Annotated in this window: 9 protein-coding genes and 2 pseudogenes; 5 read left to right on the top strand and 6 right to left on the bottom strand. The window is 40.8% G+C overall.

Going from position 1 to position 13,550, the window contains the following annotated elements; genetic code table 11:
* Window positions 1-72: pseudogene (locus QM374_RS10090) on the bottom strand (transposase); the annotation flags it as partial.
* Window positions 73-117: 45 nt separating this feature from the next.
* Here QM374_RS10090 and QM374_RS10085 point away from each other — a divergent pair.
* Both QM374_RS10085 and QM374_RS10080 read left to right on the top strand, forming a co-directional pair.
* Window positions 118-1,770 carry an N-acetylmuramoyl-L-alanine amidase gene (locus QM374_RS10085; protein ID WP_414311658.1) on the top strand — a complete coding sequence of 551 codons (1,653 nt, stop codon included), beginning with the start codon at window positions 118-120 and terminating at the stop codon, window positions 1,768-1,770.
* A 270-nt stretch (window positions 1,771-2,040) separates the two neighbouring features.
* Window positions 2,041-2,289, top strand: a pseudogene (locus QM374_RS10080) (transposase); the annotation flags it as partial.
* Between the two features lie 29 nt (window positions 2,290-2,318).
* Here the strand turns inward: QM374_RS10080 and QM374_RS10075 are convergent.
* The 3 genes from QM374_RS10075 to QM374_RS10065 form a co-directional block, all read right to left on the bottom strand.
* A complete protein-coding gene (locus QM374_RS10075) occupies window positions 2,319-4,655 on the bottom strand; it encodes an endonuclease MutS2 (RefSeq protein WP_414311657.1) in 2,337 nt (778 codons plus the stop codon).
* Between the two features lie 111 nt (window positions 4,656-4,766).
* On the bottom strand, window positions 4,767-5,315 hold the full coding sequence (locus tag QM374_RS10070; protein ID WP_049549401.1) for a CvpA family protein: 549 nt from the start codon (window positions 5,313-5,315) through the stop codon (window positions 4,767-4,769).
* Window positions 5,312-5,614 (bottom strand): hypothetical protein, encoded by a 303-nt coding sequence (locus QM374_RS10065; RefSeq protein ID WP_049549400.1) that lies wholly within the window; start codon window positions 5,612-5,614, stop codon window positions 5,312-5,314. The genes QM374_RS10070 and QM374_RS10065 overlap by 4 nt, the downstream gene beginning before the upstream one ends.
* Window positions 5,615-5,701: 87 nt before the next feature.
* Here QM374_RS10065 and rnhC point away from each other — a divergent pair, with 87 nt between their 5' ends.
* From rnhC to QM374_RS10050, 3 genes are all read left to right on the top strand, one after another.
* Window positions 5,702-6,583 carry a ribonuclease HIII gene (gene rnhC / locus QM374_RS10060; RefSeq protein WP_049549399.1) on the top strand — a complete coding sequence of 294 codons (882 nt, stop codon included), beginning with the start codon at window positions 5,702-5,704 and terminating at the stop codon, window positions 6,581-6,583.
* A 3-nt stretch (window positions 6,584-6,586) separates the two neighbouring features.
* Window positions 6,587-7,201 carry a signal peptidase I gene (lepB, locus tag QM374_RS10055; RefSeq protein WP_281335061.1) on the top strand — a complete coding sequence of 205 codons (615 nt, stop codon included), beginning with the start codon at window positions 6,587-6,589 and terminating at the stop codon, window positions 7,199-7,201.
* 100 nt (window positions 7,202-7,301) lie between these two features.
* The gene (locus QM374_RS10050) at window positions 7,302-9,668 is read left to right on the top strand and encodes an ATP-dependent RecD-like DNA helicase (RefSeq protein WP_414311656.1); all 2,367 of its coding nucleotides are present in this window, start codon (window positions 7,302-7,304) and stop codon (window positions 9,666-9,668) included.
* Window positions 9,669-9,715: 47 nt separating this feature from the next.
* On the opposite strand, the gene tig is transcribed toward QM374_RS10050, so the two are convergent.
* Window positions 9,716-10,999, bottom strand: coding sequence for a trigger factor (gene tig, locus QM374_RS10045; RefSeq protein WP_414311655.1), 1,284 nt, complete (start codon window positions 10,997-10,999; stop codon window positions 9,716-9,718).
* Between the two features lie 441 nt (window positions 11,000-11,440).
* On the bottom strand, window positions 11,441-13,550 hold a 2,110-nt coding region (locus QM374_RS10040; RefSeq protein ID WP_414311654.1), incomplete at its 5' end, for a mucin-binding protein.

Raw genomic sequence — 13,550 nt, 5'->3', positions numbered from 1 at the left:
AAGCTTCTCTAAGCTATATCCTTGTTTTCTAAGTTCATAGATTTGAACTTTATCATCATAAGTTAATTTCATAACAAAACACCCCAAAAGTTAGATTTTTTCTGTCTAACTTTTGGGGTGCAGTTCACAAGTGCCATTACGCTTTCAGTATTTGGTCTAACCACCAACCTTAGCTATGCTGAGGAAAACCAAGCACAGTCTACCCCAGTAGAAACAACACACAGTGAAACTTCTACTGATAAAGTGGAGAAAAACAGTCTTCCAGCCAAGGAAACTGAACCTTCAACTGAAGCAAATGCCAATCAAACGACAAATCCAGCTAAGAAAGAAGAAGACAAGGCTCCTGAAGTCCAAAAAGAAGGTTGGGTATTAGAGGAAAACAACTGGCGTTTCTATGAAAACAATGCCCCTGTTCTTAACTGGAAAAAAATTCAGGGGAAATGGTACTACTTCAACAAAGATGGAATCATGTTGAGCGATACGATCTATGATGGGTACATTCTGACTAGTAGCGGGGCTATGGTTGATTCTGGTTGGAGTAAACTCCAAGACAAATGGTATTACGCTAACGCTTATGGAAAAATTTCTCAACAAAAATGGGAAAAAATCGGTGGTGTCTGGTACTATTTTGATCAAGATGGTGTCATGCTCAGCAACACGATTTTTAACGACTATCTGTTTACTAATAGTGGTGCCATGGCTGAGAGTTCTTGGGTCAAGCAAGATGGGCAATGGTACTATGCCCCTGCTTCTGGTAAATTAATCAAAAATAAGTGGGACAAAATTAGTGGTACCTGGTACTACTTTAACAAAGACGCCACTATGGCAAACAACCAATGGCAAGGTAGCTACTACCTAAAAGCTAGCGGTGCTATGGCTGAAAAAGAATGGATTTTCGATAAAAACTATGATAGTTGGTTCTACTTGAAATCTGGTGGTACTTATGCAGCGCGTCAATGGATTGGCTCCTACTACCTCAAGGCAGGTGGCTACATGGCTAAGAGCGAATGGATTGACGATAGTTACTATAAAGCTCGCTACTATGTAGATGAAAATGGAGTCTATGTTACAGGTACCTATAAAATTGATGGGAAAAACCAGCAATTTCAAAGTGATGGAAAATGGCTTGGAGAAGCTTCTGCAAGCCACGGGTTTGAAAAGGGGAAATATAACAATATCATCTTCCTAGATCCAGGCCATGGTGGTAAAGATCCTGGAGCATCTTATTATAACATCACCGAAAAAGAACTGAACATGCAAGTTTACCGAAAACTACGCAAGGAACTTGAAGCCCTTGGTTACACTGTTCTAACTTCAAGAGATAGCGATGTCTTTGTAGACTTTGTCACCGAACGCTCAAGAATGGTTAATAAGACTGATTCAGACATCTTTATTAGTATTCACTTCAATGCTACTGGAAATCCAGCTTCAAATAAAGCTGGGATTCAGACTTATTCTTATGAAGAAGCTACTGGCTATCCTTCTAAGATCAATCCATACTGGCATAATCATCCTGATCGTATCAGTGAAAGTAATCGCCTTGCAGCAGATATTCACTCTTCACTGTTAGCTGAAACTGGTGCTAAGGATGCAGGTCGTCTACGAAGTAGTTTTGCTGTCCTTCGAGAAACTAATAAACCAGCTGTTCTATTGGAATTGGGATATATTGACAATTTCAATGAGAATCAACAAGTCCGCAGTGACGCCTACCAAAACAGATTGGTTGCAGGTATCGTTAAGGGAATTCAAAAATATTACGCAGGTCAATAAAGAAAAAGTCTCGAGAAAATCTCGAGATTTTTTGTATTATTCTTCTTACTTGTTAGCTTCAGGAAAGAGAAAACCAATCCCTACACAAGCCAAGACTCCTACACCTATAACTACACCACTTGAAAGTGGCACGATATAGTCTTGTTCTTATTTCAATTGACTATAATATTTTTGCCCCCCTTTTGCTTACTACTAAAGTTTGATATACTCCCCTTATAGTGGACAGTGAAAAAACAAAATTTCACTAGAAACTACAGGGGGAGTTTTCGTATGGCAAAAAGAGGTCCGAAATCAGTGGAGGAGAAGTTAGAAGTTGTTCATCTTTACCTTGAACAAGGGAAGTCAATATCTATTTTGACCAAAGCATTTGGAGTAAATGGTGACACAATCAGAAATTGGATTCGTAAGTATCAAACAGATGGTGTAGAAGGGCTCAAGGAGCGTCATAGCTGGAAGAAATATAGTTCAGAGTTAAAAGAAAAGGCTGTAACAGATTATCTTGCAGGTAGAGGTAGTTTATCTAGGATCAAATTTTCATTATTTTTGCTTTATCCCTTAAAGGTTACAATGGTTGCGCCAGATCCGCCTGCATTTTGTGGTGCATAACCAAAGCTCTTGACTTGCTTGTTTCTTTGCAGGTATTTGGTTACCCCTTCACGGATGACCCCTGTACCGATACCATGAATGATATCAACTTGGGCCATATTGTTGAGTAGGGCTTGGTCTATAAAGGCATCCAAGGCTTCCATAGCTTCCTCGTAGCGTTTGCCACGAAGGTCTAGTCGAGCTTGTGGACCTTTGCCAGCAGCACGTTTGACGACGTTGACTTGTTTTTTCTTGACTGGTGCTTCTTGCTGAGCTTGTACCAAGTCAAACTCTTTTTCTTCGAGCGTCATCTTAATCAAGCCAACCTGTGCTTCCCAACGTCCATCCTTGAGTTGATTGGTCAAGGTACCTCGTTGACCATAGCTTAAAACGATGATATCGTCTCCAACTTTTGGAGCTCGTTTCTTCTTAGCTTTTTGGAGGACCTTGTTTTTAGAAAGGTCAACTTTTTCAGGGGCTAATTTTTTGAGCTTAGCCTTGGCTTCAATAATCTCATGTGGTTTTAGTTGAGATTTACTGTGAAGATTTTTAAGTATATCATCACTCTCAGCTAGTGCTAAGTCAACAATCTCAGCAGCTTGTTCTCGCGCCTTATTGAGTTCAGTTTCCTTTTCACGGTTGAGCTCGTTATAAAGTTTTTTAAGGGCACGGTTCATCTTGAGGTTTTCTTGCTCGACTTGGCGAATATTTTCAAGACGTTTTCGACTTTCAAGTGTCTGCTCTTCCAATTGCTCAATGATACGATTAACATCGTTGTCTTGGTCAATTTGCTTACTAGCGTCACCTACGATGACATCTGACAAGCCTAGACGTTTGGCAATTTCAAAGGCATTGCTTCGACCTGGAACTCCCTGCATAAAGCGATAGGTTGGGCGCAGGCTAGCTGTATCAAATTCCATACTAGCATTCTGAACATAGGCCGTTTCAATCCCGTAGGCCTTGAGTTCAGGATAGTGAGTGGTTGCCATGGTCTTGACCTGACGCAGGCGTAAGTCTTCTAAGATAGACATGGCAAGGGCTGCACCTTCTTGGGGATCTGTTCCTGCTCCAAGCTCATCAAGTAGCAAGAGGGAGTTTTGGTTGACCTTACCCAGAATATCTACGATATTAGTCATGTGACTAGAGAAGGTTGAGAGACTTTGTTCGATGGATTGTTCATCTCCAATATCTGCGAATATCTCCTCAAAAATCCCTACACGACTTCCCTTATCAGCTAAAATTGGTAGACCAGACTGGGCCATCAACTGGGTCAAACCTAAGGTCTTGAGCATAATGGTCTTACCACCCGTATTAGGACCCGTGATGACGATAGCTGTTAATTCTTTGCCGAAGTGCACATCATTTGCGACTGCATTTTTTACAAGAGGATGACGAACGTGAAGAAGTTGAATCTCCTGTCCCTCAGACACTTGAGGTACTACTGCCTCCGTCTCTTGGATAAAGCGAACCTTAGAACGAATCAGGTCCAAATGTCCGATAATCCAAGCATCATTGGCGATTTCAGCTGCGTGTGGTCTTACTCGTTCAGAGAGTTCTTGGAGGATACGCATCATCTCATAGCGTTCGTCTGCACGAAGACTTGCGATTTCTTCACTTAGCTTGACCACTTCACGTGGTTCGATATAAACAGTGTTCCCGCTGGCAGAGATATCATGAACCACACCAGCAATCTTGTTACGATAGGTATTCTTAACTGGAAGAACTTGGCGACCATTTCTACTTGCGATGATACCCTCTGTCAGCATCTGAGCTTTTTGTTTGAGAAGGTCTTGCAAGACATCACGGACTTGACTTTCACTATCATGGATTTTTCGACGGATTCGTGCCAAATCCTCACTAGCAAAGTTCTCAATAAATCCAGCTTCGTTGATGGCTTGTAGATTTCCCTGTAAATGTGGAAAATCATGAAGTTTCTCAAACCAGTTAGCTAGGTGGTCTAAACGTACATTTTCAAGATTGTCATAAAAATTCTGCAATTCACGACTGGCAAATATGACACGTTTGAGAAGGAGAAATTCCTCGATGTTGAGATCAGCACCCATTTCCAAACGTTTGGAGGTCGCTGCAATATCTTTTATTGCGGAAATGCTGAAATGAGGATGCTCGACAAAGAGTTCTTGCATTTCCTTCATCTCTGCAAAAGCTTGTCTAATCTTGTCTCCTTTATCAGTCGGAGCAAGTTCTTTCAACTGTTCTAGTCCTTGTTCAGTCAAAAGATGGGGCTCAAATAAAGCCTTAACCTTATTAAATTCTAATGTTTCTAGTATTTTTTTATTCATTTTCTTTTCCTTCGTAATGAGCGAACAATTTTTAAAATTCTCACTCTTTTCCAAAAGTCTCCTTAACTTTTGGAATTGTAAACAAAAGGCTAGGAATAATTCCCGCCCTTTTTATCCGATTATTTTGGTTACCCATAGTTGTTTAATCACATGACTAGTGACGGGAACACTCTGGATAATATGTTTAGCTACAAAACTGTTTTCAAGTGAATTTTGAACAATTTGTAAAGGAACAGTCGCAAGAATGGTCAGTATCATCTGGAGGACAAATAAGGTCACTCCAACTGATAAGACTCCTGCACCGATGCGAAAATATTTGCCACCTAACTTTTTGGTTGGTACTAGGTTAAAAAAGAGTCCAATCAAACGACCGATGCAGTAAAATACGGCAAAGGCTAAGAGATAGCCAATACCTGCGTAAAAGACCTTGTCCAATTGGAAGAGCTGGTCAGATGGGAAGAAAAAGGTACCCTGCCCTTCCTGGGGATTGGCATAAGGAATCAACAAATCAAATTGTTTCCCTAAAGATTGATAAAAATTTCCTGCAAGAAGAGCTGAAATCAAAGTTGCTACAAAATAGTAAATCTGTAGAACCAAACCTCTACGATAACCGATATAAAAACTCCAAGCCAGAACCAATAAAAGAAAGACGGAAATCATAGGGAATCCTCAATCTTGCTATGCTCTTGTTTAGTCGCTACAAGTTGATGACGAAGGTCGTCTAATTCTTGTTCCTTATCATCAAATTCAATCTCACGGCTGAGTTGGGTTGACAAGCTATTGACTGCTAATAAAATAGCGATTATCTCATCATCCGCTCCAGGCATCTGCTCTTTAATTGCTTCATATTTTTCTGTTGCGACCTTGGCAATTTCCTCCATAAAGAGGTTGTCATGCTCAGTTGTTAGGGTCAATGTTTTTTTTCCGAATGTAAACTTGTATCGATTTAAATTTGCCATAAAAATTCACCTCACGATATTATACCAAATTTCACTAAATTTGTCAGTTTTTACCAATTCTACGGCTTTTATGGTACAATAAGAATTATGGCAAGTATTACATTAACTCCGAGCGAAAAGGAAATCCAAGCCTTTGTTCAGAAATATGAACAAGCACTGACTCCTAGTAAAAATCCTTATATTCGCTACTTTTTCAAGCTTCCGCAGGCAAGTGTTTCCATCTACACATCAGGAAAAGTGCTCTTGCAAGGAGAAGCTGCTGAACGTTACGCCAGCTTTTTTGGTTATCAGGTCAGGCCAGTAGCTAGTGGACAAAACTTTCCGATGATTGGAACTGACGAAGTAGGAAATGGTTCCTACTTTGGTGGTCTGGCTGTAGTAGCATCCTTTGTGACTCCTGACCAGCATGACTTCTTACAAAAACTTGGTGTCGGAGATTCTAAGACCCTGACCGACCAGAAAATTCGTCAGATTGCGCCTATTCTCAAAGAAAAAATTCAGCATCAAGCACTCCTCCTGTCACCGACCAAGTATAATGAGGTGATTGGTGAACGTTACAATGCTGTGTCTGTCAAGGTAGCTCTTCACAATCAAGCCATTTTTCTCCTTCTCCAAAAGGGAGTCCAGCCAGAAAAGATTGTTATTGATGCTTTTACTAGTGCTCAAAACTATGAAAAGTACTTAAAAAATGAAGCCAATCATTTTTCCAATCCAGTTAGTCTGGAGGAAAAAGCAGAAAGCAAATACTTAGCAGTCGCAGTAAGCTCTATCATTGCGCGTGATCTCTTTCTGGAAAACTTAGAAAATCTGGGACGAGAACTTGGTTACCAACTTCCAAGTGGGGCTGGAACGGCTTCTGACAAGGTAGCTAGCCAAATCCTTCAAGCTTATGGTATGCAGGGACTTAACTTCTGCGCCAAACTTCACTTCAAAAACACTGAAAAAGCAAAAAAACTGCTAGAAAGGTAAATTATGAAATATTTTAAATCATTTTTAAAAGAGTGGGGGAGTTTTATCCTCTTCATTACTCTTGTTGCTCTTAGTTGGATGTTTCTTTGGAGAAATGTCCGTGTAGAAGGACACTCTATGGACCCTACCCTAGCCGATGGAGAAGTTCTCTTCGTTGTCAAACATCTTCCAATCAACCGTTTTGATATCGTAGTTGCCCATGAAGAGGATGGAAACAAGGATATCATCAAGCGAGTTATCGGTATGCCAGGAGATACCATTCGTTATGACAACGATAAACTCTATATTAACGGTCAAGAAACTGATGAACCCTATTTAGCAGAATACCTCAAGCGCTTCAAGGAAGACAAGCTCCAAAGTACCTATACTGGAAGTGGTTGGGACGGCAAAAAGGGCGAATACTTTAGAACTTTAGCTCAAAAGGCTCAGGCATTTACCCTAGATGTTAATTACAACACTAGCTTTACCTTTACTGTCCCAGAAGGAGAATACCTCCTCCTAGGTGATGACCGTCTGGTATCTAGCGACAGTCGACATGTTGGTACCTTTAAGGCAAAAGATATCACTGGAGAAGCCAAATTCCGCTTCTGGCCACTCAAACGTATCGGAACATTTTAAAAACTAGGAAGAGGCCGAGAATTTCCCATCTCAGCCTCTTCTCATTCTATTTTGACTAAATCTGGGACACATTTTCTCAGAAATTATTGTAAGGAATTTTATGGAAGTTTATTTTTCAGGCACCATTGAGCGCATTATTTTTGAAAATGTCAGCAATTTTTTCCGTATTTTACTCCTAGATATTGAGGATACCAATGCTGAAGACTTTGATGATTATGAAATCATTGTCACAGGTACTATGGCTGATATCATTGAAGGAGAGGAATACACCTTTTGGGGACAAATTGTCCAACACTCCAAATATGGTGAACAGCTACAAATGACTCGCTATGAGAGAGCCAAGCCGACTAGTAAGGGCTTGGTCAAGTATTTCTCCAGCAGTCATTTCAAGGGAATTGGACTCAAAACAGCCCAGAAAATTGTGGATATTTACGGAGATAACACTATTGACAAAATACTAGAAAATCCAGACAAGCTCCAGTCTATCTCTGGCCTCTCTGCTAAAAATCGGGAAGCCTTTGTCTCAACCCTTCGTCTTAATTACGGAACAGAGATGGTCTTAGCCAAACTGGCTAATTACGGCATTCCAAATAAGCTAGCCTTTCAGATCCAAGACTTTTACAAGGAAGAAACGCTAGAGATTGTCGAGAACTATCCCTATCAACTGGTCGAGGATATCAAGGGCTTGGGATTTACCATTGCTGACCAATTGGCCCAAGAACTGGGAATTGAAAGCCAGGCTCCTGAGCGCTTCCGTGCGGGTCTTGTCCATAGTCTCTTTCAAGGTTGCATGGAGACGGGAGATACCTATATGGAAGCTAGAGACTTGTTAGAGCAAACCCTCAACCTTCTGGAATCCTCTCGTCCAGTCGAACTAGAGCCTAGTCAAGTTGCCCAAGAGCTTGCTTTTCTGATTGAAGAAGATAAGGTCCAGCAGATTGATACCAAAATCTTTGATAATAGCCTCTTTTTTGCAGAAGAAGGGATTCGCAGCCATCTCATCAGAATCCTCGAAAAAGGTCAGAGTAAAAAACAGGATCTAGAAACCATTCAAGAACATCTCGCAACTGTTGAGGAAGAACTGGGAATTGAGTATGATAGCATTCAAAAACAGGCCATCTGCGATGCTATCCAAAACAAGGTCTTTATCCTTACAGGTGGACCTGGTACTGGTAAGACAACTGTTATCAATGGCATTATCGCTGTCTATGCTCTTTTGGAAGGACTGGTCCTCAAGAAAAAGAGCAATTTACCCATTCTCCTAGCTGCTCCAACTGGTCGCGCAGCCCGTCGCATGAACGATTTGACAGGTCTACCAAGCGCTACCATTCACCGCCACCTAGGCATGACTGGAGATGACGACACTAGCCATCTGGAGGATTATCTGGATGCTGACTTTATCATTGTTGACGAGTTTTCGATGGTAGATACTTGGCTGGCCAACCAGCTCTTCTCCAACATCTCTTCAAACAGTAAAATTCTCATCGTGGGTGATAGCGACCAGCTGCCTTCTGTCAGTCCTGGTCAAGTCCTAGCAGATTTACTCCAGATACCAACCATTCCTCAAACACGTTTAGAAAGAATCTACCGTCAGAGCGAAGAATCAACCATCGTCACTCTTGCAAGTCAGATTCGCCAGGGAATATTACCTGCAGATTTTACCCAGAAAAAAGCAGACCGCTCCTACTTTGAAATCGCTAGTAACCATATCCCTGCTAGCATTGAAAAAATTTTGGGTGCTGCTATCAGAAGTGGCATTCCTGCTCGCGACATTCAGGTTCTTGCCCCTATGTACCGTGGAACTGCTGGTATTGATGCCATCAACCAGCTCATGCAAGACCTACTCAATCCTCCACAAAAAGACCAGCTTAGCTTTGAAGCTCCTCAGTGTCACTATCGAACAGGAGATAAGGTTATTCACCTAGTCAACGATGCAGAGGTCAATGTCTTTAACGGAGACTTAGGCTATATCACAGACTTGATTCCAGGAAAATACACCGAGTCCAAGCAAGATGAAATGATGATTGATTTTGACGGCAATGAGGTCTCCTATCCTCGAAATGAATGGTACAAGATTCGCTTAGCCTATGCCATGAGTATCCACAAGTCTCAGGGTAGCGAGTTTCCCGTCGTTATTCTGCCTATTACCAGTGCAAGCAAGCGCATGTTAGAGCGTAATCTCATCTACACTGCCATCACTCGAGCCAAAAGCAAACTTATCTTACTAGGTGAATTACAGGCCTTTGACTATGCAACTCAGCACATCGGAACAGCTCGTAAGACCTATTTGATTGAGCGTTTCAGCGACTTAATAGAATCAACTGATGGAACTAGTAAATCAGCTACTGAAGCTACACCAGTTACAGACACTGAACAATCCTACATCCTAACCGAGGACAACTGGTCTAGTATCCCAGCCATGATTGGGATTAGCCAAGATGACCTGCAGGAGTTTTTCGGAAAATAAAGCATAAGAAAACCCACCTAATCAGGTGGGATTTTTGTTTATTAAGATTATTTAACTGTTGCTGTGCTTGTAATCAACTCAACAGCTTTTTTGATTGTGATATCGTGTTTCAACATATCAGCTGAAAGCAAGCTTTGTACTTGTGCAACTTCCATGTTGTAGTCTGCAGCCAATTGCTCGATTTCTTTTTGGATTTCTTCTTCTGAAGCGTCAAATCCTTCAGCTTTCGCAACTGCTTCGATAACAAGGTTAGTCTTCGTACGTGACTCAGCTTCTGCTTCGTATTGTTTGTGAAGGTCTTCTTGAGTAGTTCCAGTGATTTGGAAGTACATGTCAGGGTTGATACCTTGACGTTGCAAGTTTCCAAGGAATTCATTTACTGAACGGTGAACCTCTTCGTGGATCATTTCTTCTGGAAGTTCTACGATTTCAGCATTTTCAACTGCTTTATCGATTGCTGCACCTTCAACGGCATCCTTGTAAGCTTCTTCTTTAGCAGCAGCCAATTCGTTGCGGTATTTTTCTTTCAATTCAGCAAGTGTTTCAACTTCTTCATCGATGTCTTTTGCAAGTTCATCGTCAAGAGCTGGAACTTCTTTCGCTTTTACTTCGTGGATAGTTGTTACGAATTTAGCTTCTTTACCAGCAAGGTCTTCAGCTTGGTAGTCTTCTGGGAACGTTACGATAACATCAACAGTTTCACCAGCTGAGTGACCTACCAATTGGTCTTCAAATCCAGGGATGAATTGACCTGAACCAAGTCCAAGTGAGAAGTTTTCACCTTTTCCACCGTCAAATTCAACACCGTCAATAGAACCAACAAAGTCGATAACAACAGTGTCGCCGTTTTCAGCAGCACCTTCTTTAATCACCAATTCAGCCAAGTTGTTGCGTTCACGTTCGATACGTTCTTCAACATCAGCATCAGTTACTTCTTTTTCTACATCAACTGATACTTCAAGGTTTTTGTAGTCACCCAATTTAACTTCAGGTTTTGTAACAACTTCAGCAGTGATAACCCAGTCTTGACCTTTTTCCATAGAAGTTACGTCAATTTTTGGTTGTGCAACGACTTCAAGACCAGCTTCTTTTACAGCCGCTTCATAAGCGTTTGGCAAAAGAGCGTTCATAACGTCTTGGTAAAGTGACTCTTCACCAAATTTTTTGTCGAAGATAGGACGTGGAAGATGACCTTTACGGAAACCAGGAACGTTAAGAGATTTCTTTACTGAGTTAAATACACGATCCAATTCTGGTTTGATTTGGTCTTGAGAGATAGTGAAAGTCAAGACACCACGGTTTGTTTCTTTGTTTTCAAATGATACAGACATTCTGTCATTTCTCCTTAAAATTTTTTTAAATACAGCCTATTATAACATTTTCCATTGATAAAAGCTAGACTAATGCAGATAAATCTGGCTAAAACACATTTTTTATAATTTTCTATCTTAGTCTACTCAGGAAAATTTAGTAAATTTTTGACATTCTAGAGTTAGTTTTTAGCTAGTATTTCCAAGTATTATTATTTTAATTTTGAATATTCTTTGAGAGTATATTTTCAATTGCATAAAGTGTTCCACATAAAAAATTAAGTTTGATTCATTTTGAGTATTACACATACAAAATTATCTCTATAAAGTATTGTAAGGTAATATTGAATACCAAATTTGATAACTAAAAAGAAGACAAACATTCTTAAAATGTTTGTCCTCTTAATGCTATAGACTCTATCATCTAGTCCGAAGTAATTTCAATAGGATTAAATTTTTATTTTAATCTTCTTTTTTCTTACGAACTACAAGTCCAAATCCACTCATTACTCCAAGAAGTCCAAGTGCTGCTAAGCTAGTATGATCTTCAGTACCAGTATTTGGCAACTGAGGAGTATTTTCTTTAGCAGAGGTTGGTTTCTCTGGAGCTACTGGTTTCTCTGGAGCTACTGGTTTCTCTGGAGTTACTGGTTTCTCTGGAGTTACTGGTTTCTCTGGAGTTACTGGTTTCTCTGGAGTCACTGGTTTCTCTGGAGTTACTGGTACAATTGGAACGTAGATGATTGGTGTGTCATCACCTGGGTTTGTTGGAAGGTTTGGAAGTTCCTTACCTGGTTCTACTGGTTTACCTGGTTTGCTTGGATCTTTTGGATCTGGCAAGTATGGTTTGTAGCCTGGTACATTAGGAACAACTGGTTTTCCTGGTTTTGTTGGATCTGTTGGATCATTTGGATATTTCACATCTGGTGTTGATGGGAATTTCGGATCATCAGATTTTGGAACCAAGCTTCCAAGTGGTTTATAGGTAACAATCTCTACTACTTCAGGATTTTCTGGAGTAACTGTCTTACCACCAGCTTCTGTCTTATCAGCGTAGTAACCTGGAATTACTGGTACAGATACCTTACCATAAGTATGGCTCTTCTCAGTCCATGTTGTAGTTCCAGAAGCTTTGTTTTCTTTACCAGTAAATGTAAAGTCATCTTGGACATTGTCTCCTGGAGTCTTATCGCCTGCTCCTTCAAACTTAACTGTTTGTTTAGTTGGTTTCTTCACATCATTTACGATTGGTACGTAGATGATTGGTGTATCTTCACCTGGATTTGTTGGAAGGTTTGGAAGTTCCTTACCTGGTTCTACTGGTTGACCTGGCTTGCTTGGATCTTTTGGATCTGGCAAGTATGGTTTGTAGCCTGGTACGTCTGGAACAACTGGTTTACCTGGTTTACCTGGATCTGTTGGATCATTTGGATATTTCACATCTGGTGTTGATGGGAATTTCGGATCATCAGATTTCGGAACCAAACTGCCAAGCGGTTTGTAAGTAACTGTATCTGTTGCTTCAGGATTTTCTGGAGTAACTGTCTTACCACCAGCTTCTGTCTTATCAGCGTAGTAACCTGGAATTACTGGAACTGATACCTTACCGTAAGTATGGCTCTTCTCATTCCATGTTGTAGTTCCAGAAGCTTTGTTTTCTTTACCAGTAAACGTAAAGTCATCTTGGACATTGTCTCCTGGAGTCTTATCGCCTGCTCCTTCAAACTTAACTGTTTGTTTAGTTGGTTTAGTCACATCATTTACGATTGGTACGTAGATGATTGGGGTGTCTTCACCTGGGTTTGTTGGAAGGTTTGGTAGCTCCTTACCTGGTTCTACTGGTTTACCTGGTTTGCTTGGATCTTTTGGATCTGGCAAGTATGGTTTGTAGCCTGGTACGTCTGGAACAACTGGTTTACCTGGTTTACCTGGATCTGTTGGATCATTTGGATACTTCACTTCTGGTGTTGATGGGAAGTTTGGATCGTTTGGTTTCTCTGGTTTTGGAACCAATTTTCCAAGCGGTTTGTAAGTAACTGTATCTGTTGCTTCAGGATTTTCTGGAGTAACTGTCTTACCACCAGCTTCTGTCTTATCAGCGTAGTAACCTGGAATTACTGGTACAGATACCTTACCATAAGTATGGCTCTTCTCATTCCATGTTGTACTTCCATCAGCTTTGTTTTCTTTACCAGTGAATGTGAAGTCGTCTTGGACGTTGTCGGCTGGAGTCTTATCGCCTGCTCCTTCAAACTTAACTGTTTGTTTAGTTGGTTTCTTCACATCATTTACGATTGGTACGTAGATGATTGGGGTGTCTTCACCTGGGTTTGTTGGAAGGTTTGGTAGCTCCTTACCTGGTTCTACTGGTTTACCTGGTTTGCTTGGATCTTTTGGATCTGGCAAGTATGGTTTGTAGCCTGGTACGTCTGGAACAACTGGTTTACCTGGTTTACCTGGATCTGTTGGATCATTTGGATACTTCACTTTTGGTGTTGATGGGAAGTTTGGATCGTCTGGTGTTCCTGGTTTTGGAACCAAGTTTCCAAGTGGTTTGTAGGTTACTGTATCT

The organism is Streptococcus infantis, assembly GCF_047465525.1.
Classification (GTDB): Bacteria; Bacillota; Bacilli; order Lactobacillales; family Streptococcaceae; genus Streptococcus; species Streptococcus infantis_R.
The sequence above is the reverse complement of the archived record's forward strand: the minus strand, read 5'-3'. Positions and strand labels throughout refer to the sequence as shown.